Source organism: Streptomyces sp. NPDC046716, from assembly GCF_040645755.1.
Lineage (GTDB): Bacteria > Actinomycetota > Actinomycetes > Streptomycetales > Streptomycetaceae > Streptomyces.
This window is the reverse complement of sequence record NZ_JBEYYU010000035.1, coordinates 20,943-43,042: the sequence shown is the minus strand read 5'-3', so window position 1 is coordinate 43,042 and position 22,100 is coordinate 20,943. Positions and strand designations below refer to the sequence as shown.

The window sequence follows — 22,100 nt, the reverse complement described above, 5'->3', positions numbered from 1 at the left end:
GCAAGCCACGACCCCAGCCCCGGCCCGACTCCGAATCCGGCCCGAGCCCCTGCCCCTGCCCTAGCCCCAGCCCCAGCCCCAGCCCCAGCCCCGAGCAGCCTCACCCGGCCACCCGCGCTCCGGTTCAGGACAGCAGGAAGTCCGCCGCCCCCGACTTCGCTCCCTCGATGAAGGCGGAGATCTCGCTGAGCGTGTAGATCAGTGCCGGACCGTCCGGATCCGAGGACTGACGGACGGCGACGCGGCCGTCGGCCAGCTTCATCGCTTCGAGGCAGTTGCCGCCGTTGCCGCCGCTCCAGGGCTTGTGCCAGCCTTCGCCGCCGAGGTCGCGCGCGGGCATGCCGTTGTAAACGGGCTCGCCGTCGACTCCTCGTATCCGGTCCTTGATCTGGTCCATTCACAGCTCCTTGCGGAGATCGCTCAGGATCTCCTTTGTGCGTGGTGCGGTTGCGGCATGTGCCGCCATGCGGTCCATGACTTCCAGGTGGGTGGCCACCTCGGGGCGCGCGTCGAGATAGACGGCGCCGGTCAGGTACTCGCTGTAGACCATGTCGGGCAGTTCCGGCACGGCGAACCGGAACAGCACGAAGGGTCCGTAGGTGCCCGGGTGCGGCCCGGACGAGAACTGGGCGACCTGCAGCGTCACGTTCGGCAGGTCGGTCACTTCGAGCAGCCGGTCGATCTGCCCGCGCATCACCGCCGCGTCGCCGACCGGGCGGAGCAGCGCCGTCTCGTCCATGACCATCCACAGACGCGGCGCGTCCTCGCGGGTGAGCAGGGCCTGGCGCTGCATGCGCAGAGCGACGTGCCGCTCGACGCGGTCCGGGTCGTCGACCAGTTCACGGCCGATCGCCCCGGACTTCAGCACTCCGCGCGCGTACTCCTCGGTCTGGAGCAGTCCGGGCACGAAGTGCGGCTCGTACGACCTGATGAGCGAGGCGGCGCCCTCCAGGCTCACGTACATGGAGAACCAGCCGGGCAGGATGTCGTGGAACCTCTGCCACCAGCCCGGCTTGTTCGCGTCCTCGGCCAGCTGCACGAACGCGGCGGCCTCGGTGTCGGCGACGCCGTAGGACTTCAGGAGCATCTGCAGGTACGGAATCTTGAGCGCGACCTCGGCGGTCTCCATGCGGCGAACCGTCGCGGCGGTTACGCGGAGTACTTTCGCCGCGTCCTCGCGCTTGAGGCCGGCGGCCTCGCGCAGATCCTGGAGACGGCGGCCGAGAACGACCTGACCGACCGTCGGCGCGGACCGCGGTTCACTCACGCCGCATCCCTCCCAGCAGTCCGACGCGTCGTCCGACTCGTTGTCCCAGTGTCTGAAGTCAGCCGCGCCCGGACGCGCACGACCGTGCGAGAAAGCCGAAAACCGGCCGTTCAGCGGCCGATCGCCGGTACTTTCCCACACGGTTCGTATCCAGGAGCCGCCGCGCGGCGGGCTGTAGCCAGCAGTCTGCCATGCCTGCTCCGCGAGGCACACTGCACTCTGCACTTTTCAGAGTGGCTCTTGCCAAGTGTTCACGACGGGGCGATAGTGGCAAGCGTGATTCCGTCCGCGCCCTTAGGAACAGCAGCCGACGAAGCTACGCTCGGTGACCGTTTGGGTACGTCGCCCTTGTTCTCGGTCCGCCGCAGCAGCTTCGAGCTGGCTCCCCACCCGGGCTCCGCCGCGCAGGCCCGGCGCATGACGCGCACCCAGCTGACCGGGTGGGGCGCGTGCGAGGACACCTGCGACGCGGCGGCCCTCGTCGTGTCGGAGCTGGTGACCAACGCCATCGTGCACACCGCCAGTCGCCGCATCCACTGTGAGCTGCACGATCTGCGCGGCGACGAGGGCGACGGGCAGGGCGAGCGCGTGCGGATAGCCGTCCGCGACGAGGGACGCATGCTGGGCGGCACCCGCCCCGCCGGCCGGATCGCGCCCGAGGAGGAGCACGGCAGGGGGCTGCTCCTGGTCGCCGCGGTCTCCACGGCGTGGGGCGCCCAGGAGACCGGTCCCGGTCTGCTGGTCTGGGCGGAACTGCCGCGGCAGGCCGACGCGGGGAGCACGGATCCCGGGCCGGTGCCCGACGTGCCCGACGGAAGCGGCTGGGCCTGGTGAGACCGGCGCCTCCACACGGCCCCGGTACCTCGGGATGACGCCGGTGTGAACGACTGCCCGGACCGGCCGGGCGAAGAGCGACAAGCGTGCTGAACGGGAACGGATGGGCGTGGTGACGACGGGCACTTTGCGGACGATGCAGCTGGACTCGCTGGCCGGACTCGCCCGGCGACGGCGCACTCGGCATCCGCATCCACCCGCACCCGTTCGTCTGGCCGTGCCGGACGGCATGACCGCGCCGCTCGGCTGCGACGCGGTGGCCGTGCCCGAGAGTTTCGCCCGCGCGATGTCGCGGCGGCTGCCCCGGATGGGGTGCGTGTACGCGGCCGACGGGCACTGGTGGTGGCTCGTGCCGTCGGATTCGGACGTGGCGCTCGAATGGCCCGCCCCGGCGCGCTACACGGCGGGCGCCGTGGTGCCGGACGCGGCGCGGGTCCCGGATCTCATCCACTGCCCCGAGGGCGCGGTGCCGTACACCCCGCCGATTCCGCTGTATCTGGCGCTGTGCCGGGTGACGGGGACGACGCCCGTCTGGTCCCGCTCGGTCGGCACGTCGTGAACCGCGCCTGAAGCGTGCCGGAGTGCTCTGCCTGCTCGGACCGCTCACCGGCGAGGACGTCGGGGCTCCCGCTCCCGGCGTCCCGCGCCGAGTCCCCCGTCCGCACGGTTCGGCTCCGACGCCTTCGGCGATGAGGACGGTCCCGATCGGTTTCTCCGTGAAGGAACCGGTGGTGCCACCACCGTAGCCGCGCACCGGCGCGGCGTCTCGGCCCGGGCGCGGTCGGTGACGTGCTCAGGTCACCATCCGGCCAGGATCAGCCCACGGGCTGCGGCGCCGCCTCTCGTACGATCACGAGGAACGCGTCCGTCGCCAGGTCCATGACGACCTCGGCCGCCCTGCCCTCCAGCCGGCACCGGTTCGCGAACTCCTCCGCGGGCCAGGAGCCGCGGGGCCCTCCGGCCGGGAACCTCTGCAACACCACTCGTCCATTGATCATCGCTCGTCCCTGTCCCCCGTGTCGTGCCTGAATCCCGGGCTCCGGAACGGTCCCGGCGCCCTGTGTGAAGGAGAACGCTGACAGGACGGGCGGGGACTCGCAACGTGACGAGAATGACACCGAGTTGAGACGAGGTCAGGTCGCGCGGGACGGCCGTCAGTCGACGTACTCGTCGTGATAGCGCACGCGCGCACTGCCCGCGGGCGCCCCGAGGGACGTCGCCCGCCCCTCCGGTTTCTCCCATGCTTCCTGCCGGCCGAGGGCGGTGAGGTCCAGGAGGTTCGTGGTGAAGCCGATGTTGTCCAGGCCGCGGTCGAAGGCCGAGTACGTGTGGAAGATCCGCTCGCCCGTGCGCAGGAAGCAGCTCAGCCCGGGCCGCTCCTGGAGGCCGGGGTCCGCGGTTCCGTCCGGTTCCGCCCGCACGGTGGCGCCGAAGTCCTGGTTGAAGTCGCTCAGGCTGGAGGAGTACCAGGGCAGGGTCCAGCCCAGCCGCGCCTTGAACGGCAGGATCTTGGTGAACGGGGCCCGGGACACCGCCGCGAACGCCGTGCCGCGGGCCCGCAGGTGGGCCAGGTGCCCGATCTGGTCGAGGAAACCGGAGCAGCTGGTGCAGCCCGCGTCCCACTCCGGCGCGAACATGAAGTGGTAGACGACGAGTTGGGACCGCCCCTCGAACAGGTCGAGGAGTTCGGCCTTGCCGTCGGGGCCCTCGAACGCGTACGCCTTGTCGACCTCCACCATGGGCAGCTCGCGCCGCCGCGTGTTCAGCGCGTCGCGCGCCCGGGTCGCCGTCTTCTCCAGGGCGAGCAGCTCCTCGCGTGCGGCCTGCCACTCCTGGCGGGTGACCACCTTCGGCAGCCCCATGGTTCCTCCTCGAGTCGGGTCTCTCGCAGGGGGTGACCGGGGTCGGGCGCGGAACTCATCGGTCCCGGGAAGAAAAACTTCGCGGAGTCTCAGGTGTCGTAGGTCTGGATCCGCCGGCCGTGGCCGCGCTCGACGAGATCGGGCAGCAGTTCGGCCAACTCCCCTGCGACCGAGGGGACGTCGACGCTGGTCAGCCGTCCGTCGCGCATCAGGACGCGGCCGTCGACGATCGTGGTGCGGACGTCGGCGGAGCGGGCGCTGTGCACGAGCGTCGCGGCCAGGTCGTGCACGGGCTGGGTGTGCGGGCCGCTCAGGTCGACGAGGACGAGGTCGGCGCGGCGGCCGGGCGCGAGGGAGCCGACGGTGTCGCCGAGCCCGACGGCGCGGGCGCTGTCCAGGGTGGCGTGGCGCAGGGCTTGACGGGCCGTCAGCCAGCGGGGATCGCGCTCGGCCCGCTTCTGGACCAGCGCGGTGAGGGTCATCGCCTCCCACACGTCGAGGGTGTTGTTGGAGGCGGCGCCGTCGGTGGCGAGGCCCACGTGCGCTCCGGCGTCGACGAGGGCGCGGACGGGCGTCGTGTCCCAGCCGAACTTCAGATAGCCGCGGGGCGCCGACGCGACCCCGATCCGGCCGGTCGCCGCCCGCAGCGCGGGCAGGTCGCGGTCCAGGATGCCGGTGCCGTGGGCGATGAGGACGTCGACGTCGAGGAGGCCGGTGTCGCGGAGCACGTCGATGGGGGTGCGGCCGTGGCGGGCGAGGCTGGTGTCGGTCTGGGCGCGGTTCTCGGCGGCGTGCAGATGCACCGGCAGGCCGTGCTCGGCGGCCAGTCGGGCGGTGGCCGCGAGGTCGTCGTCGCTCACGGTGTACGGGGCGTGCGGGGCGAGGGAGGTGGTGATGCGGCCGCCTGCGCGGCCGCGCAGGCCGAGGGCGCGGTCCAGGGATCGGGCGCGCCCCTCCGCTCCCTGGGAGGAGAAGTACGCCTCTCCGAGGTTGGCGCGCAGCCCGGTCTCCTCGACGGCGTCGGCGATGACGTCCGTCGCGAAGTAGTGGTCGGCGAAGCAGGTGACGCCGCCGCGGATCATCTCGGCGCAGGCCAGGCGGGCGCCGAGGGCGATGACGCGCGGGGTGAGGTTGGACTCGATCGGCCAGATCCAGTCGTTGAACCACTCCTGCTCGGGCCGGTCCTCGACGAGGCCGCGCAGGGTCACCATCGGGCTGTGGGTATGGCAGTTGATCAGGCCGGGCAGGGCGACGAGGCCCTCGGCGTCGATCCGTTCGCGGCTCGGCGACGCGGCGGCGCCGGCGCTGTCGGTGATCTCGGCGATGACGCCGGCGCGGATCACGAGGGCGGTGTCCGGGACGAAGCGGATCCCGTCGGCGGCCCGTCGGGGGTCGGTTTCGGCCGGATCGGCGTGCAGCAGGGCGGTGCAGCCGGTGACGATCAGGTCGGCGGGGACGGCGGGAGCGGCGGCCATGGGGTCACGGTAGCCGCGTCCGCTGAGCACGCACTGTTGTCCGCTGAGCCGTACGCCATCACAATGCTCATGCCAACACGGCAGACGTACACCCCACCCATGCACCACGCTCGCACGGGAGAGGACCCCCCACATGAAGAAGTCACTCGCCGCCGCGGTCTTCGGCGTCGCGATGATCGGCGCAACGGCCGCTCCGGCCATGGCGGCTGACGATGCGTCGGCCGCCGCCCCCAGAGCCACCGCGGTGTCCTTCGCCGGCACGGTCGCGCTCAGCAACTGTTCCGGTTCCGTCGTCCGCGTCCCCAACTCCCAGCCGTCCGACCCGGCCCTGGTGATGTCGAACGGCCACTGCCTGGAGTCCGGTTTCCCCGGTCCGGGCGAGGTCGTGGTCAACCAGGCGTCGTCCCGTACGTTCAGCCTCCTGAACTCCGCCGGCAGCAAGGTCGCGACGCTGCGGGCGAGCAAGGTGGCGTACGGCACGATGACGGACACGGACGTCTCGCTGTACCAGCTCACCTCCACGTACGCGCAGATCGAGAGCTCGTACGGGATCAAGGCCCTGGAGCTGTCGGCCGCCCACCCGACGCAGGGCACGGCGATCAGCGTGGTCTCCGGGTACTGGAAGAAGAAGTACAACTGCTCGATCGACGGCTTCGTCTACCGCCTGAAGGAGGGCGAGTGGACCTGGAAGGACTCGGTCCGCTACACCTCCGCCTGCCAGACGATCGGCGGCACCTCCGGCTCCCCCGTCCTCGACCAGGCGACCGGCAAGGTCGTCGCCGTGAACAACACGGGCAACGAGGACGGCCAGCAGTGCACGGACAACAACCCGTGCGAGGTGGACCAGAACGGCAAGGTCACGGTGCGCCAGGGCATCAACTACGCGCAGGAGACGTACGGGATCGTGCCGTGCGTCGTGACCGGCAACAAGATCGACCTGTCGGCGCCCGGGTGCGCGCTGCCCAAGCCCTGACGACAGCGGCCGGACGCTCCCCTTTCCCGGGGCGTCCGGCTCCGGGCGTCAGGCGGCCAGCTCCGCGAGGAGTCCGCCGATCCGTTCGGCGCACTGGGGCGGTACGCGTCCGGTGTCGTCGACCTGCACCGCGCACGCGGTGGTCGTGTCGACGAGCCGTTCCAGCACGACGGTCACCTGACGGGCCCCGTCCGAGTGCCGGGCCACGACGGGCAGTTCGGCGGCGGCGAGCTCGACGGCGGCCCGCGCCTGGGCCAGCGTCCGGTACGCCTCGCGGCGCAGCGCCCACCGCCTGGCCCGGTCCTGCGGCCGCCCGGAGTCCTCGCTCAGTACGTACCGTACGTAGGCGTGGGCGGCCTCGCGCGCGACGGCGACCCGCACCCGCACACCGCCGCCGCGGTGGGCGCCGGGCCCCGGAAGGTGCCCGGCGACCAGCACGATGGCGCAGGCGAGCAGCGTCTCGGTGATCCGGCCCGCCGACGCCTGCGGCTCGCCGCCCACCATGACGAGGGACAGCACGAGCACGGTGACGACCGCGGTCTGCGCGGCGAAGTGCCGGGTGGCGACGGGGATCAGTGCCCCGCACAGCGCCACGAGCGCGACGAGCCCGGCGGGGCGGGGCAGCAGCGCGGCGAGTCCGGCGAACGCGGCGGCGCCCGCGACGGTCCCGGCGGCCCGGCACAGCGCGCGCGAGGCGAGCGGCCCGAGGTCGGGCTTGACGAGGAAGACGGCGGTGGCGGGCAGCCAGTACCAGTGCAGGGGGTGCAGGGCCTGGGCGACGGCGGCGCTGGCCCCGAAGGAGAGCCCGACGCGCAGCCCGTACTCGCGCCCGCCGGGACCGGCCGCTCCGCTCAGCAGGGTCCGGAGGCTGTTCCTGCGCCGCGGCTGGGCGGGCGCCCGGCCTCCGTCGAACACCTCGGCGGCCCGCAGCAGCGCCTCGTCGAGCGCGCGCAGCCCCGCGTCGCAGCGGGTCGGCGCGGGCAGCGGCCCCACCGCGGACCCGGTCCGTACGGCGGCGGCGAGTCGGCGCGGCCCCTCCGCGGCCCGCCCGGGCACGGCCTTTCCGGCCCAGGCCAGCGCGGTGGCGGCCTCGGCGAGCGGCAGCGCGGCGATGTACCGCGCCCGCAGCCGCCGGGTCGCGGCGCCGCCCGTGCGCAGGGCGTCCTGCGCCTGGTCGAGCGCGGCGGTCAGGGCGGCGCGGCGGGCCCGGGAGTCGGTGTGCCCGGCGGCCTCGATGAGCTGGGCCACGGCCTCGTACACCGCGGCGACGGCGAGGCGCTCACCGTCGTAGAGATAGCCGAGGCCGCGGCCGGGGCTCCGGCGCGCGGCGGGTGAGGGCAGGGCGACGCGCAGCGCGATCAGCCAGGCGGCGCCGCCGGCGAACAGCAGCGCCCGCTGCCAGCCGGCCTCGGGCAGCGGCATCCCGGCGCCGATGGCCACGGTTACCAGCACCTGGGTACCGGCGGCGGACGCGACGGGACCGACGGCGCTGACCGCCCCGCCGAGGAGCCCGAGCAGGGCGAACGCGGCGACGATCACCACCCCGTACCCGAACCCGCCGCCCTCTCCGGCGAACGGGCTGAGGGCCGTACCGACGATCATGCCCGCGCCCCCGGCGAGCGCGGGCACGCCGAGGCGGGTGAGGGCGGCGAGCCGGGGTCCCGGCCGGTCGTTGACACCGGCGAGCATGGCGCCGAGGGCGAGCAGGACCCCGCTGGACGGGCTTCCGGCGAGGACGCCGGCCAGCAGCAGCGGTCCGGCGGCGAGCGCGCCGCGCAGGACGGCGGGCCACGGGACCGGGGCGCGCTGGGCGCGCAGGGCGTGCCCGAGCCAAGGGGGAAGCGGGCGGCGGGGCAAGACGGGCTCCTGTCGTACACGGGGGTACCGGACGACGTCGGCCAGACCTGAACTGGTCCTTCTACGGTAACGGCTGTTCATGGAGAGGAAGGAACGCCCGCATTTCCGCAATGTGACACTTGACCGTGCCCACACCACTGCCCACCCCATCCGACGACGGCTGGCCGGACGCGCCCGGCGACACGGCGCTGACGATCCACGTCCCCGAGGCGGACCCGCTGGTCCGCACCCCGGCGCGGGCGCATGTGACGGTCCTCTATCCGTTCCTCCCCCTGCCCCGGGTCACCGGGAACACGGACAGGACGCTGCGCGACGTGATCGCGGCGACCCCGGCCTTCACCCTCACCTTCCGCGAGGTGCACCGCTGGCCGGGCGTCCTCTACCTTGCACCGTCCCCCGCGGATCCCCTGCGCGCCCTCACGAAGGCCCTGCGCCACCACTGGCCCGAGGCGGTCCCCTATCGCGGCGTCTTCGGCGCCGAGGGCCTGGACCCGCATCTGACGCTGGCGAGCGGCGCGGGCACGGACGAGACGCCCGCCACCGACTTCACCCCGCACCTCCCGCTGCGCGCGCCGGTCACCGAGGTGCGACTGATCGTGTCGGACGGCGCCGGAACTCCGTGGCGGGACCTGCGCGCCTATCCGTTGGGCACTGCCTGACGGGCGTCGGCGACGGCGGCGGCCAGCAGCTCCTCGGCCCGGTCGACGAGTTCGACGAGCCCGAGGCCGGGGTCGGTGACGAGGGCGTCGATGCCGCGCAGTCCGGCCCGCTCCAGGAGCCGCTTCTCGTTGGTGACCCACTCGCCGCGCGCGGCGAGCACCGCGTGCGCGGCCGACAGGGCGGCGACGGCGACGGCCCCGGCGACCTCGGTCCGCCCGCCCTTCGGCGCGTTCCCGGCCCGCGCGTAGTGCAGGGTCATGCGGGCGCGACCCCACCACTCCTCGGGCGCGGCCCTCCGCAACGCCTGCGGATACCCGTCGGGTTTCGGCGCCGTGCCGCGCAGGACGCGGTTGAAGGCGAGTTCGGCGACGACGAGGTAGCTCGGGATCCCGGCGAGGTGGAACATCAGCGCCTCCACGCGGAACCGTCCGGCCTCGGCGTCGGCCAGGACCCGCTCGAGGTCGTCGAGATCGCGGTAGTGCACGTCGACGCGCCGGCCCTCGACGTCGAACCAGCCCCCGCCATTGAAGACCCCGCCGCCCCATCCGCCGATCTCGGTGGCCTCCCCCTCCCAGCCGACCGCCCGCAGGTGCCGCGGCGCGAACAGCCCCTCGCCGCCCCGGTAGTAGACGGCGGTGTCCCAGTCGCTGTCGGGGGTGTGGGTGCCCTGGGCGCGGGAGCCGCCGAGGGCGACGGCGTGGACGCCGGGGAGGGCGGCCAGGGTGTCGGCGAGGCGGTCGAGGAAGGCGGTGTCGGCGGTGTCGGTGTGGGCGGTCGGTGCGGGCATGGGGGCACGGTATCCGTCGGCCCCGTCCCGGCGCCGCCCCGTTTCGCACACACGATCCACCCAGGTGAATCACAAGGTCATCAACTGCATCCAGAAACGGTGACGTTGACGAAGGACAGGAGGCTGGACCAGGAAGAACCCGCCGCCACCGGTATCCGAGCAGGCAGCACACGCATCGGAGAGGCGCCACAAGACGCGCCGTATCGTATGTATGTACGCATGAGACCGGGGTAATCGCACGCGTGCGGGGAGAATTATTCACACGACGAGAGGCAGGACTGGCGGCAATGAGTACCGTGGCAGTTCAGGAACAGGCGCACATCACGGCCGACCAGGTCGAGGCGAGTCTGATTGAGCGCGCCTACGCCGATCCCGCCTCCGTGCGGCCGAAGGACGCCCGCGAGCTGGGCAGGCACTTCTTCGACCGTCTCGCCCAGCTCGAAGAGGGCACGCACGAGTACAGCTACGTGCGCAATGTCCTGATCGAGATGAACCTCTCCCTCGTGCGGTACGCGGCCTCGCGCTTCAAGCACCGCGGCCAGGAGGAGATGGAGGACATCGTCCAGGTCGGCACGATCGGTCTGATCAAGGCCATCGACCGGTTCGAGCTGACCCGCGAGGTCGAGTTCACCTCCTTCGCCGTTCCCTACATCGTCGGTGAGATCAAGCGCTTCTTCCGCGACACCTCGTGGGCCGTGCACGTGCCGCGCCGGCTCCAGGAGGCGCGGATAGAGCTGTCCAAGGCCACCGAGGAGCTGCACACCCGGCTGGGCCGCTCGCCCTCGACGGCGGAGCTGGCCGAGCTGATGCAGCTCGACGCGTCGGAGGTCGCCGAGGCGCAGAAGGCGTCCAACGGCTACAACAGCGTCTCCCTCGACGCGGCCGTCAACGGGTCGGACGACGAGTCCGACACCATGCTCGCCGACTTCATCGGAGTCGACGAGGACCGGTTCGAACTCGTCGAGAACTTCCACTCCCTCGCGCCGCTGGTCGCCGATCTGAACGAGCGGGACCGTCGTCTGATCCACCTGCGCTTCGTCGAGGAGCGCACCCAGCAGGACATCGCCGACGAGCTCGGCTACTCGCAGATGCACGTCTCCCGTCTGATCACCAAGGTCGTGGGCAAGCTCCGGGCCGGCCTGATGGCCGCCGAGTGACACCCTTCCTCCCCTCTTCCTGACAAGCCTCTGCGCCGCCCGTTCGAACGGGCGGCGCAGAGGCTTGTCAGGGTGGTCAGCTCGTGCGCGCGGTCTCCGCCGGGCTCCGCCACTCCCCCGTCGGCGCCTCGACCACGTCGAGGAACATCTGGTCGGCCTCCGGCCAGCGTGCGTGCACCGCCCGCTTGATGCGCTCGCTGACCAGCTCCAGCTGCTCGCTCTCCAGACCGGGAACCAGGTCGACCCGGGCCGCGACCAGTGTCGAGTCCATCCCGAGCCGCATGATGTGCAGGGCCGCCACGGCCTCGATCTCCGGCTGGGCGTCGAGCAGTTCATGGATGTCGTGGTGCAGCCGCGGGTCGCCCTCGCCGATCAGCTGGTCGCGGGCGCTGCGGCCGAGGCGGTAGGCGACGAACACCAGCAGCACCCCGATGATCAGGGACGCGGTCGCCTCCCACTCGATGTGGCCGGTGGTCCTGTGCAGCACCAGGCCGGCCGCCGCCAGCACGACACCGACGACGGCGGTGGCGTCCTCGGCGAGCACGGTGCGCAGCGTCGGGTCCGAGCCGATGCCGTCGCCGGGCTGTTTGCGCACCTGGTGCACGGCGCGGGCCAGCGAGGTGCCCTCCGCGAGGAAGGCGACGCCCAGCACCGCGAGCCCGACGACGAACCCGCTCGCCGACTCCTCGGCGCCGCCCTGGGTGAACGCCTCGAACGCCTGGAAGAAGGAGAAGCAGCCGCCCATGACGAAGATTCCCACGGCGGCGAGGAGCGACCAGAAGAAGCGCTCCTTGCCGTAGCCGAAGGGGTGTTGGCGGTCGGCGGGGCGCCGGCTGCGCCGCAGGGCGGCGAGCAGGAACACCTCATTGAGGCTGTCGGCGACCGAGTGGGCCGCCTCGGACAGCAGCGCGGGCGACCCGGCGAAGAGTCCGCCGACCGCCTTGGCGACGGCGATCAGCAGATTCGCGCCGAGCGCCACCAGCACGGTGAACCGCGTCTTGCGGTCCTCCGCGTTCTCGGGTCCGGGTGATGTGTCGGTCGGTTCATCGGTCACGTCGACATCTCGCAGTCGTCGGGGAAAGGGGAAGCGCTTGGCAGCGAACTTCCGGATAACCGGGGCCCATGCCCCTAAACCCGACGGTCCCGCGGGCCGACACGCCGGTGACTACCGGGCCGCGAGCTGCTTCAGGTCGACCGTGTCCCCGGCCGCGGGCTGTTCCGGCCGCACGGGCTTGCCGTAGTCGGAGAACGTGGTCGTCTCCGGGGCGCTGCCGCCGGTGGTGGTCACCTTGAGGATGTAGGGCTCTCCCTCGGCGGCGACGTAGAGGGTCGTCTTCTCGCCGCCCTTGCTCTTGTGCAGGGCCAGCGCCTTCGTGCCGTCGATGGTGCTCGTGTCGCCCTTCTTCAGGCCCTGGCGCTCGGACTTGTTCTCGTCCATCGCGGCGAGCAGGCCCTGCTTGTCGCACAGGCCGGTGATCTGGTTGTCCTGGGCGGGGACCTCGACCCATTTGCCGGCGACCTTCGGCACGATCTTGCCGGCGCCGGGCTGCTGCTTGAGGCTGGTGCGCCAGTACTGCTCGTCGCCCTTGAGGTAGAACGTGGCCTTCACGTGTCTGACCTCGGCCTTCGCGCCCGACATGGTCACCGTGCCCTGGCAGTTCTTCTCCTGGTCGACCGCGAGGTCGATGGCGACCGGTTCGCCGCCGCTCTGGCTCACCTTCCCCTTCATGTGCAGGGACTCGGCCTTGCGCGTGGCGGCCACCGCCTTGTCGGCGATCCGGTCCGCGCTGTCCCCCTTGAACGCGTCGTCGCCGTCGTCCCCGCCGCCGCACGCGGCCAGGCCGGTGACGGATATGCCGGCGACGATGCATGTTGCGACTGTCCGTGCGATGCGCACCAGACCGCCTTTCCGCGGGTGCTTCCGCGCCCGCTCACCGAGTGTTCAGGATGAAGAAACGCCCGGTTACCCCTGGCGATCGCGGAAACACCCGGAGGTCGTCATTCCGAAAAATAGGTCTCAAACAGCGCGGTTCCGTCAACCACGGGCGTTCCGCGCAAGTTCGAGCCCCTTGGCCGCCCACCAGGCCCCCGCCACCGGGCCGCCCCGGCACGTCCCGTCCGACTCCCCCGGCCGCTTCACCCAGAGGTACGCGTCCACCAGCGGGTCCCCGGTGCGCGTGGTCGGCGGGGTGCCCAGCGCCCGGCCGGGCGGGTTGCACCACGCGTCCGCGCCCGCGTAGGGGCCGTTGCCGTTCCTGCTGGTGTCGACGACGAGGTGCTTGCCGCCACCCAGGGCCGTCACCAGCCGTCGCCCGTAGTCTGAACTTTCGGCATTCGTACGGTAGTTGGAGACGTTCAGCGCCACCCCGTCGGCCTTGGCCACGCCCGCCGCCCGGAGCGCCGCCGCCAGCTGCCACACGTCCGGGATCCAGCTGGCGTTGCCCGCGTCCAGGTACACCCGGGCGCGCGGGAGCGCCGAGAGCCGGTTCACCGCGTAGGCCAGCAGTCCGTCGCGCTCCTTCGTGTCGGCACCGGCGCAGCCCGCCACCGTGGAGGCCACCGCGTCCGGCTCCACGATCACGTACGCGGAGCGTGCACCGATCCCCGAGGCGAAGGAGTCGACGTAGGCGCGGTAGGCCGCCGCGTCACCGGCGCCGCCCGCCGAGTGCAGGCCGCAGTCGCGGTGCGGGATGTGGTAGGCGACCAGGACCGGGGTGCGGCGGGCGCGGGTCGCCGCCAGGGTGACGGAGCGGACCGCGGGGCCGGGGTTCGCGCCGTTGAGCCAGGTCGCCTGGGAGCGGGTCGCGATGCGGTCGATGAGCCGGGCCTCGTCCGTCCGGCCCTGCGCGCGGTAGGCCGACGCCTGACGGGCCGCCGCGGTGTCGGGGTCCACCCAGAAGGTGGCGGCCGGACCGTCCGAGGGGGCCGCGGCCGTCGCCGGGGTCAGGGTGAGGAACGCGGTCAGCAGAGCGCCCAGGACGGGGCGCGGAGACATGAACATGGCCGGATGATCGTCGGGGACCCGGCCCAACAGGCCCCGCGACGGGCCGGGTTGTCCCCGAATGCACTCGTTCGGCCGCGCCCCGCACCCGGGTCAGGAGGCGGCCCGCTCCGCCCGGCAGATCACCCCGTACAGGCCCGCGGCCACCGCGGTGCCGATGAACCACGAGTACGCGGCGACCTCGTCGAAGTACGGCACCAGGGCCAGCACGACGGCGAGCGCCGCCGACGGGACGAAGGCCGCGAGCGCCTTCGGGTTCACGCCCCGGCGGTAGTAGTAGCGGGAGCCGGGCGTCGCGTCGAAGAGGGCGGCGGTGTCGATCCTGCCGCGCTTCACCCAGAAGTAGTCGAGCATGATGACGCCGAACAGCGGGCCCAGGAAGGCGCCCAGGCCGCCGAGGAAGTAGTTCACGACGTTCGGGTTCGAGTACAGGTTCCACGGCGTCACCACGAGCGCGGCCACCGTCGAGATCGCTCCGCCGATCCTGAACGTGATCTTCTGCGGCCAGACGTTCGCCAAGTCGTAGGCCGGGGAGACGAAGTTGGCGACGATGTTGACGCCCATCGTGGCGATGGCGAAGGTCAGCGCGCCGAAGATCAGGACCCAGGTGTTGCCGATCCGCGCCACCAGCAGCGCCGGGTCGGTGATCGCCTCGCCGAAGACCTCGACGCTGCCCGCCGTCACCACCACCGAAAGGACCACGAAGGCGGTGGAGTTGACGGGCAGGCCCCAGAAGTTGCCGCGCCGGACCGTCCGGTAGTCGGGGGCGAAGCGCGAGAAGTCGCAGAAGTTGAGCATGAGCGTGCCGTACGTCGCCAGGATCAGGCCGATCGCGCCGAACCACTGCCGGAACTGCTCGCCGGTCGAGACCGGGTGCGGGGTGGTGGTGAGCGAGATCGTCCAGCCGGCCTTCGCCCAGATCCAGATCGCCAGGGCGAGCATCACCACCCAGATCGCCGGGCCGCAGAAGTCCTGGAACTTGCGGACCGACTCCATGCCCCGCGTGATGATCAGGAACTGCACGAGCCACAGCGCCAGGAAGGAGGCCCAGCCCAGCGCGTGCAGGCCGAGGAACGAGTGGCGCGTCCACGACTCCGTGCCGGGGAACGCCGCCAGCACCATCACGTTCACCGCCACCGACGCCAGATACGTCTGGATGCCGTACCACATGATGGCGATCACGGCCCGGACCAGCGCCGGGATGTTGGCGCCCCAGACGCCGAAGCCGATCCGGCCGACGACCGGGAACGGCACGCCGTGGCGCTGGCCGATGCGGCCCATCGCGTTGCAGCCCGCATAGATGATCACGAAGCCGATGAGCAGGGCCGTGAAGATCTGCCAGGCGTTGAGGCCGAGCACCAACAGGCCCGCCGCGAAGGTGTAGTTGCCGAGGTTGTGGACGTCGGACATCCACAGGGCGAAGAGGTCGTAGACCTTCCAGGTGCGTTCCTTCTCGCCCGCGGGTGCCAGGTCCTCGTTGACCAGACGGGGATCGGGGACGAAGTCACCGCCGCCCCACGACGACGCCTTCACCGGTTCGGCCACGGACATGGGAGCCTCCTGGGTCCTGGGACACCGCTTTGGTATACCAAAGCGCCGCCATGGTCCCGCTCCGGGCAACTCCCGGCAATATCCGCGCAGTTACGTCTCGGTAAATCGCCACGGCCCGGATCGGCGAGGATGGGGGCATGACGACGGCTGAACCGCTGGGCGCGGTGCGCGAGCGGGTGCTCGGGGCGTTGCGCGGGGACATCGTCGCGGGGCGGCTGCGGCCCGGCGACCGGCTGGTCGAGCGGGAGCTGGCCGAGCGGTTCGGGGTGTCACGGGTGCCGGTGCGCGAGGCGGTACGGGCGCTGGTCGCCGAGGGCTTCGTCACCTTCGACACGCCCCGGCGCGCGGTCGTGCGCACGCTCACCCGCGCCGATGTCGCCGAACTCTTCGAGCTGCGCGAGGCGTTGGAGGTGTACGCGGCCGGGCTCGCCGCCGAGCGGGCGACCGGGGACGACCTGGCACGGCTGGCGCTGCTGCTCGACCGCGCCGCCGGGGCGACCCGCGCGGACGACGCCGAGACCCTGACCGACGTCAACTCCCGCTTCCACGACGACCTGCTCGCCCTGGCCGGGAACGGCCTGCTCGTCACCGTCATGCAGCCGGTCGCGGGCCGGCTGCGCTGGCTGACCCGGCGCAACGAGGAATGGCCGCAGCAGCTCGCCGAGCACCGCGAGCTGTACGCCGCCGTGGCCGCGGGGGACGCGGAGCGGGCGCGGGCGGTGGCCCTGGCCCACGTACGGACCAACTACCGCTCCACCGTGCGCCATCTCTTCGGCGACGCGGAGCCGGCTCCGGGCAAGGCCTAGGCGCCGCCGAACCTGTCGGTGGCGGCGACCAGGTGCTCCACGATTCCGTCCGCCCCCGCGTCGTGCCCCGCCTCGTCCACCATCACCAGCTCCGCGTCCGGCCAGTCCCGCGCGATCCGCCACGGGATGCCGATGAGGTTGTTGAGGTCCAGCGTCCCCTGCACCAGCACCCCCGGGATCCCCTCGAGCAGCGGCAGATCGCGCAGTACGGCGTCGGGGCCGCCCAGGAAGTGGTCCTGCGCCCAGTAGTGGCTGACGGTGCGCGCGAAGCCGTAGCGGAAGACGGGGTCCTGGTAGCGGGGCACGGAGCGCGGCGGCAGCGAGGCCATCGCCGTCTCCCAGTCCGTCCAGGCGAGCGCCGCGCGCTCGCGCACCCGGGGGTCGGGCGATTCCAGGAGCCTGCGGTAGGCGTCCGCGAGGTCACCGTCCCGGTCCTGCTCGGGGACGCCCGACACGAACGCCGCGTGCGCCTCCGGGAAGACCTTGCCGAGTCCGCGCATCATCGTGCGCACCTCCTCCCGGCTCCCCGTGGCGAGGCCGGTGAGGACCAGTGCGGTCACGGCGCCGGGGTGCGTCTGCGCGTACCGCAGGCCGAGGACCGAGCCGAAGGAGAGGCCCGCGACCAGCCACCGCTCGATGCCGAGGTGCGCCCGCAGCAGTTCCAGGTCGGCGACGAGGTGCGGGATCGTGTTGACGCTCATGTCCGTCGTGTACGCGGACGCGGGCGGGGTCGAGCGGCCCGCGCCGCGCTGGTCGAGCAGGACGACGCGGTACCGCTCGGGGTCGAACCAGCGCCGGTAGAACGGTCCCGCGCCCGATCCGGGACCGCCGTGCAGCACGACCGCCGGCGTGCCGTGCGGGTTGCCGCAGGTCTCCCAGTACACGCGGTTGCCGTCGCCGACGTCGAGGTGCCCGTGGTCGTACGGTTCGACGTCCGGGTACAGGGAGCGCTCAGCCATCGGGCGAGCCTACGGCGCCGCCCGCTCAGTCCGCCTTGATGGTCCGCATCCGCCCGTACGCGTACACGCAGCCCGCGAGCGCCAGGTCGGACAGGAGCATGAAGCCGATGGAGTACGAGTCCTTGGCGCTGTAGATGGCGCCCATGACGAGCGGCGGGACGAAGCCGCCGAGGCCGCCCATCGCGCCGACGATGCCGGTGACCGAGCCGACCTGCGGCTGCGGGGTGACCTGCGAGACCAGCGCGAAGACGGAGCCGCTCGCGGTGCCGAGGCCCGCCGCCATCAGCAGGAAGCAGATCGTGCCCATCGGGTTCAGCTGCGGGTCGAAGGCCTGCACGATCGCGAACAGGGCGACGACGACGAGCGCGACCGAGGTGACGACCGCCGGGTGGATCCGGTCCGAGAGCCAGCCGCCGATCGGCCGGAAGATGACGGTGACCAGGGCGAAGCCTGCCGCCTTGGTGCCCGCGTCCGTGGGGCTGAGTTCGTACCAGGTCTTCAGGTACGTCGGGAGGTACACGCCGAAGGCGACGATGCCGCCGAAGCCGATCGCGTAGAGGGCGGAGAGCTCCCAGGTGACGCGCAGCTTCCCGGCGCTGCCGAGCCGCTTGCCCAGGGACGTCGTGGGGATCTTGCGGTCGGGGTGGTCGGTGATCAGGGCGGCCGCCAGGATCGCGTACGCGGCGAGCGCGATGGCGACGACGATGAACGGCAGGTTCTCGCCGTGCTTGGCCATGCGCGGGGTGAAGTAGCCGGACAGGGCGACACCGCCCATGCCCATGCCGAAGACGCCGAGCGCGAGTCCGCGGTGGGCGGGCGGGAACCAGGAGTTCACCAGCGGGATGCCGATGGCGAAGGTGGTGCCGCCGAGGCCCAGGAGGAAGCCCACGACGATCATCGCGAGGAAGTTGTGCCGGGCCGGGATCACCAGCAGCACGGGGATGATGGTGAGCGCCGAGATCAGCGGGAACAGCAGCTTGGCGCCGTAGCGGTCGGTGAGTGCGCCGACCGGGATCCGGCCGAGCGAGCCGACCAGCACCGGCACCGCGACGAGGAAGGACTGGGCGAAGGAGCTGAGGCCCAGGTCCGAGCCGAAGACGCCGGCGAGCGGCGCGATCAGGTTCCAGGCCCAGAAGGTGAGCGCGAAGCCCACGGTGGCCACGATCAGGTTGCGGTACGCCGCGGCCGGGGGCTTGAGGTGCTGCGCCGGTGCGGGCGTCGTAGGCATCGTCACCCCTTCACGCTAGGAAGCCGGGCCGTTCCCCTCCTGATCTGCTGCTCCGTTCCGGTGAACCGGCAGGCCGGCTTCGCGGGCGGCGGAGGCGAGGACGTCCCGCAGCATCGCGGGCGTGAGGCGGCCTGTGAAGGTGTTCCGCTGGCTGACGTGGAAACAGCCGAACAGTCCAAGACCGTCGAGTCCGACGCGGGTGCCGTGGCCGAAGACCGGGCGCGGGCGCGGCACCGACCACCCCGCCGCGGCGAACGCGGGCAGCGCCGCCTGCCAGCCGAACGCGCCGAGCACGACGACGGCGCGCAGGGTGGGCCGCAACAGGTGCAGCTCCTGGACGAGCCAGGGGCGGCAGGTGTCGCGCTCGGCCGGGGTGGGCTTGTTGGCGGGCGGGGCGCAGTGCACCGGCGAGGTGATGCGGACGCCGTGCAGCGTCAGGCCGTCGTCGGCGCTCACCGCGTCCGGGCGGGACGCGAGCCCGAGGTCGTACAGCGCCCGGTACAGGACGTCGCCCGACCGGTCCCCGGTGAACATGCGGCCCGTGCGGTTGGCGCCGTGCGCGGCGGGCGCGAGACCCACGATGAGCAGGGACGCGTCGTGCGGGCCGAAACCGGGCACGGGCCGGCCCCAGTACGTCTCGTCGGCGAAGGCCGCGCGCTTGGTGCGCGCGACCTCTTCGCGCCACTCGACGAGCCGGGGGCAGGCCCGGCAGTGGGTGATGCGCTCGTCCAGCTCCCCCAGACCGTCGTCGTCCATGCCCCGACCCTAGGGGCTACGTGAACGCGGCCCCCAGCGCCACGAACCCGCAGATCAGGACGAAGAGGAGGGCGAGCAGCGGCCACACGAAGCGCAGGTAGCGGTCGTAGCCGACCTTGGCGAGGGCCACGCCGCCGATGGTGACGGCGGTGGTCGGCACCCACAGGTTCATCCAGCCGCTGGCCGCCTCCCAGGCGGTGACGACGACCGCGCGCGAGACGCCCGCGAAGTCGGCGAGCGGGGCGAGGATCGGCATGGCGAGCGTGGCGTGCCCGGACGTGGACGGGATGAGGAAGGCCAGCGGCAGGTTCACGACGAAGACGATGATCGCGAAGATGCCGGACGAGGTGCCCTTCACGACGCCCTCGATGGCGTGCAGCACGGTGTCGGTGATCTTCGAGTTGTTCATGATCACGGTGACGCCGCGGGCCAGCAGGATGACCAGCGCGGGCGAGACGAAGTCGGCGGCGCCCTGGATGATCGTGGAGCTGATCTTCTGCTCGCCCATCCGCGCGACGAGACCGACCAGCACGGCCGCGCACAGGAACAGCGCGGCGAGCTGCGGGAAGGACCAGCCGAGCTCGAAGCCGTACGGGGTCGCGTCCGCGTCGCCGGTCAGGGCGCTCGCCCACGGCACGACCGAGAAGATCATGAAGGCGAAGACGAGGGCCGTGACGACGAGGACCGCCTGGTGCAGCCGGGTCAGTTCGGGCACCTCCGCCTCGGCGGCGGCCGACGTCTCCCGGTCCCCCGGCAGGAACCCGGAGAGCGAGCGCTCGGGGTTCTTCTGGACGCGCCGCGCGTACCGGATGACGTAGGCGACGGTGACGGCGGTCAGCACCACCCACATGACGAAGCGGAGCACGATGCCGTCGCCGAGGGAGATGTCGGCGGCCGAGGAGGCGACGCCGGTCGCGAACGGGTTGACCGTGGAGCACAGCACGCCGACCCCGGCGCCGAGGATGATCGCGCCGACGGCCGTCATCCGGTCGTAGCCGAGCGCGAGCATCAGCGGCACGATCAGTCCGTAGAAGCCGAGGGTCTCCTCGGCGAAGCCCTCGACCGTGCCGAGCACCGAGAAGACCACCATGACCCCGGCGATGAGCAGCGTCCCGCGCGAGCGCAGCCGGTGGGCGAGCAGGCCGATGCCGCGGTCGAGGGCGCCGGTCGCGAAGACGACGGTGATGAACGCGCCGATGGCCAGCACGAACAGGAAGACACCGGCGCTGCCGTACAGGTCACCGGAGTTGTCGGGGCCGACGAGCGAGGTCTTGGCGTCCTGGATGCCGTAGAGGCCGTTGACCGGGGAGAGGAAGAGGTCGTTGAGGCGGTCGACGAAGGACTGGCCGGAGGGGACGCGGTGGTAGGTCCCCTCGACCGGGGCGCCGGAGTCGTTCCGGTCGTACTGGCCGGAGGGGATCAGGAAGGCGAGCAGCCACACCGCGACCGTGACGACGGCGAGCACGGTGAGGGCGCTCGGAAAGGTGAATTTCCGCTTCTTGTCCGGCTGTTGGGCCGTCTCGGTGCTCATGCGCGGTCCTCACGGGTGAAGTCCGCGGCGTACCCGGTGACGAACGCGCACATCGCGACGACCGTGGCGTGCAGTTCGGACAGCAGGACCCGCTCGTTCGGGGCGTGCAGGTTGCACTGGTTGTCCTGGGCGCCGAAGAGCAGCACCTCGGCGTGCGGGGCGGCCTGGGCGAGCCCGTTGACCAGCGGGATGGAACCGCCCGTCGCGATGTACGAGGCCTCGGTCCCCCACGCCGTCGCGAGCGCGGCGCGGGCGGCGCGGTAGGCCGGGCCGTCGGTGGCGGCCTCGTAGCCCGGTCCGGTGTCGCCGGGGGTGACGGTGAGCGGCACGCCGAACGGCTTGAGCGCGCTCAGGTGGTCGGCCAGCGCCGCCCGGGCCTCGCGCGGGTCCTGCCGGGGATGGAAGCGGAGGTTGAGCTTGGCGCGGGCGTACGGGACCACGGCGGACGCGGCGTGGTCCACGCTCGGGGCGTCGATGCCGATGACGGTGATCGCGGGGCCGCTCCACAGGCGCTCGCCGAGGGTGCCGCTGCCGAGCAGCGGCAGGCCGGCCTCGACGCCGGCGAGATCGCGGAACTCCTCCTCGGTGAACCCGGCGCCGGTCCACTCCTCGCGGCGCAGGCCCTCGACGGCGACGTCGCCGTGCACGTCGTGCAGGGTGGCGAGGGCCTTGAGCAGGACGAGCAGCGCGTCGGGGGCGGCGCCGCCGAACTCGCCGCTGTGGCGCGGTTCCTTCAGCGTGCGGGCCTCGACGATCACCTCGGCGGCGCCGCGCAGGCCGGTGGTGAGGGTGGGGGTGCCGGGACGGACGTTGCCGAGGTCGGCGATGACCATGGCGTCGCAGGCGAACCGCTCCGGGTCGGTGGGCGGGTACTCGTCGAAGGGGCTGCCGTACTCCTCCTGCCCCTCGAAGACGATCTTGACGCCGACCGGCGGGCGGCCGCCGAAGGCCCGGAGCATCCCGAGGTGCGCGATGACGTTCGACTTGTCGTCGGCGATGCCGCGCGCCCGCAGTCCGTCGCCTCCGTCGGTGGGAGTGGGCTCGAACGGCGGCGAGTCCCACAGGCTCTCGTCGCCGGGCGGCTGGACGTCGTAGTGCGAGTAGAGCAGCACGGTCGGCGCGTCCGGGGTCGGCGGCGGGATCTCGCCGAAGAGCACCGGGGCGGTGTCGGGCAGCTCGATGGTCTCGATGTGCTCGACACCCGCGTCGCGGAGCAGGCCGACGAGGAGGTCGTGGGCCTCCCGGACCGGTTCGGCGGGGAAGCCGGGGAACGCGATCGACGGGATGGCGGCGAGCCGCTCCAGGTCGGCCCGCAGCCCGTCCATCAGCCGGTCGGCCGCAGCCCTGGGGTCCGGCGGGCCCTGCGGATCTGCCATGACGTACACGCCCCTCACTG

Annotated in this window: 22 protein-coding genes; 6 read left to right on the top strand and 16 right to left on the bottom strand. The window is 72.2% G+C overall.

The genetic code is table 11. The features are described 5' to 3' along the window. Positions 1 to 124: 124 nt before the first annotated feature. A complete protein-coding gene (locus ABZ930_RS24985; RefSeq protein ID WP_361551680.1) occupies positions 125 to 397 on the bottom strand; it encodes a DUF397 domain-containing protein in 273 nt (90 codons plus the stop codon). Then, positions 398 to 1,267 carry a helix-turn-helix transcriptional regulator gene (locus ABZ930_RS24980; RefSeq protein WP_361551677.1) on the bottom strand — a complete coding sequence of 290 codons (870 nt, stop codon included), beginning with the start codon at positions 1,265 to 1,267 and terminating at the stop codon, positions 398 to 400. It lies immediately after the preceding gene. Positions 1,268 to 1,600: 333 nt separating this feature from the next. On the opposite strand from ABZ930_RS24980, the gene ABZ930_RS24975 reads away from it, so the two are divergent. Then, complete coding sequence (locus ABZ930_RS24975; RefSeq protein WP_361551674.1) at positions 1,601 to 2,101, top strand: ATP-binding protein; 501 nt, start codon at positions 1,601 to 1,603, stop codon at positions 2,099 to 2,101. Positions 2,102 to 2,204: 103 nt separating this feature from the next. After that, complete coding sequence (locus ABZ930_RS24970) at positions 2,205 to 2,660, top strand: hypothetical protein (protein ID WP_361551671.1); 456 nt, start codon at positions 2,205 to 2,207, stop codon at positions 2,658 to 2,660. A 256-nt stretch (positions 2,661 to 2,916) separates the two neighbouring features. Here ABZ930_RS24970 and ABZ930_RS24965 read toward each other — a convergent pair whose 3' ends face one another. From ABZ930_RS24965 to ABZ930_RS24955, 3 genes are all read right to left on the bottom strand, one after another. After that, a complete protein-coding gene (locus tag ABZ930_RS24965) occupies positions 2,917 to 3,099 on the bottom strand; it encodes a hypothetical protein (protein WP_361551668.1) in 183 nt (60 codons plus the stop codon). Positions 3,100 to 3,255: 156 nt separating this feature from the next. Then, a complete protein-coding gene (locus ABZ930_RS24960) occupies positions 3,256 to 3,963 on the bottom strand; it encodes a DUF899 domain-containing protein (RefSeq protein ID WP_361551665.1) in 708 nt (235 codons plus the stop codon). Between the two features lie 89 nt (positions 3,964 to 4,052). Continuing rightward, positions 4,053 to 5,438 (bottom strand): amidohydrolase, encoded by a 1,386-nt coding sequence (locus ABZ930_RS24955; protein WP_361551662.1) that lies wholly within the window; start codon positions 5,436 to 5,438, stop codon positions 4,053 to 4,055. A gap of 133 nt (positions 5,439 to 5,571) precedes the next feature. Here ABZ930_RS24955 and ABZ930_RS24950 point away from each other — a divergent pair, with 133 nt between their 5' ends. Continuing rightward, on the top strand, positions 5,572 to 6,411 hold the full coding sequence (locus tag ABZ930_RS24950) for a serine protease (protein ID WP_361551659.1): 840 nt from the start codon (positions 5,572 to 5,574) through the stop codon (positions 6,409 to 6,411). Positions 6,412 to 6,459: 48 nt separating this feature from the next. Here ABZ930_RS24950 and ABZ930_RS24945 read toward each other — a convergent pair whose 3' ends face one another. Beyond that, entirely contained in the window at positions 6,460 to 8,268 is a 1,809-nt protein-coding gene (locus ABZ930_RS24945) for an FUSC family protein (protein WP_361551656.1), read from the bottom strand. A 125-nt stretch (positions 8,269 to 8,393) separates the two neighbouring features. Here ABZ930_RS24945 and ABZ930_RS24940 point away from each other — a divergent pair, with 125 nt between their 5' ends. Further along, positions 8,394 to 8,927 (top strand): 2'-5' RNA ligase family protein, encoded by a 534-nt coding sequence (locus ABZ930_RS24940; protein ID WP_361551653.1) that lies wholly within the window; start codon positions 8,394 to 8,396, stop codon positions 8,925 to 8,927. Here the strand turns inward: ABZ930_RS24940 and ABZ930_RS24935 are convergent. Further along, complete coding sequence (locus ABZ930_RS24935) at positions 8,906 to 9,715, bottom strand: nucleotidyltransferase domain-containing protein (RefSeq protein ID WP_361551650.1); 810 nt, start codon at positions 9,713 to 9,715, stop codon at positions 8,906 to 8,908. The two genes, ABZ930_RS24940 and ABZ930_RS24935, sit on opposite strands and share 22 nt — an antisense overlap. A 287-nt stretch (positions 9,716 to 10,002) precedes the next feature. Here ABZ930_RS24935 and ABZ930_RS24930 point away from each other — a divergent pair, with 287 nt between their 5' ends. Then, on the top strand, positions 10,003 to 10,872 hold the full coding sequence (locus ABZ930_RS24930; RefSeq protein ID WP_361551647.1) for a SigB/SigF/SigG family RNA polymerase sigma factor: 870 nt from the start codon (positions 10,003 to 10,005) through the stop codon (positions 10,870 to 10,872). Positions 10,873 to 10,948: 76 nt separating this feature from the next. On the opposite strand, the gene ABZ930_RS24925 is transcribed toward ABZ930_RS24930, so the two are convergent. The 4 genes from ABZ930_RS24925 to ABZ930_RS24910 form a co-directional block, all read right to left on the bottom strand. Next, positions 10,949 to 11,926, bottom strand: coding sequence for a cation diffusion facilitator family transporter (locus ABZ930_RS24925; protein WP_361551644.1), 978 nt, complete (start codon positions 11,924 to 11,926; stop codon positions 10,949 to 10,951). 111 nt (positions 11,927 to 12,037) lie between these two features. Beyond that, positions 12,038 to 12,769, bottom strand: coding sequence for a hypothetical protein (locus tag ABZ930_RS24920; protein WP_361551641.1), 732 nt, complete (start codon positions 12,767 to 12,769; stop codon positions 12,038 to 12,040). A 138-nt stretch (positions 12,770 to 12,907) separates the two neighbouring features. After that, the gene (locus tag ABZ930_RS24915; protein ID WP_361551638.1) at positions 12,908 to 13,873 is read right to left on the bottom strand and encodes a glycoside hydrolase family 6 protein; all 966 of its coding nucleotides are present in this window, start codon (positions 13,871 to 13,873) and stop codon (positions 12,908 to 12,910) included. 93 nt (positions 13,874 to 13,966) lie between these two features. After that, positions 13,967 to 15,424 carry an NCS1 family nucleobase:cation symporter-1 gene (locus ABZ930_RS24910; protein WP_361551635.1) on the bottom strand — a complete coding sequence of 486 codons (1,458 nt, stop codon included), beginning with the start codon at positions 15,422 to 15,424 and terminating at the stop codon, positions 13,967 to 13,969. Between the two features lie 137 nt (positions 15,425 to 15,561). On the opposite strand from ABZ930_RS24910, the gene ABZ930_RS24905 reads away from it, so the two are divergent. After that, a complete protein-coding gene (locus tag ABZ930_RS24905) occupies positions 15,562 to 16,230 on the top strand; it encodes a GntR family transcriptional regulator (RefSeq protein ID WP_361551632.1) in 669 nt (222 codons plus the stop codon). Here ABZ930_RS24905 and pip read toward each other — a convergent pair. Genes pip through ABZ930_RS24880 form a run of 5 tightly spaced genes read right to left on the bottom strand, consistent with a single transcriptional unit; the run spans position 16,227 to position 22,080 of the window. Further along, positions 16,227 to 17,189: a prolyl aminopeptidase gene (gene pip / locus ABZ930_RS24900; protein ID WP_361551629.1), complete on the bottom strand. Its 963-nt coding sequence runs from the start codon at positions 17,187 to 17,189 to the stop codon at positions 16,227 to 16,229. The two genes, ABZ930_RS24905 and pip, sit on opposite strands and share 4 nt — an antisense overlap. Positions 17,190 to 17,214: 25 nt before the next feature. Further along, positions 17,215 to 18,417 carry an MFS transporter gene (locus tag ABZ930_RS24895; protein WP_361551626.1) on the bottom strand — a complete coding sequence of 401 codons (1,203 nt, stop codon included), beginning with the start codon at positions 18,415 to 18,417 and terminating at the stop codon, positions 17,215 to 17,217. Between the two features lie 15 nt (positions 18,418 to 18,432). Then, a complete protein-coding gene (locus ABZ930_RS24890) occupies positions 18,433 to 19,173 on the bottom strand; it encodes a uracil-DNA glycosylase (RefSeq protein ID WP_361551623.1) in 741 nt (246 codons plus the stop codon). A 16-nt stretch (positions 19,174 to 19,189) separates the two neighbouring features. Beyond that, entirely contained in the window at positions 19,190 to 20,704 is a 1,515-nt protein-coding gene (locus ABZ930_RS24885) for a YfcC family protein (RefSeq protein WP_361551620.1), read from the bottom strand. Further along, a complete protein-coding gene (locus tag ABZ930_RS24880; RefSeq protein WP_361551617.1) occupies positions 20,701 to 22,080 on the bottom strand; it encodes a M20/M25/M40 family metallo-hydrolase in 1,380 nt (459 codons plus the stop codon). Before ABZ930_RS24880 ends, ABZ930_RS24885 begins: the two co-directional genes overlap by 4 nt. Positions 22,081 to 22,100: the final 20 nt, after the last annotated feature.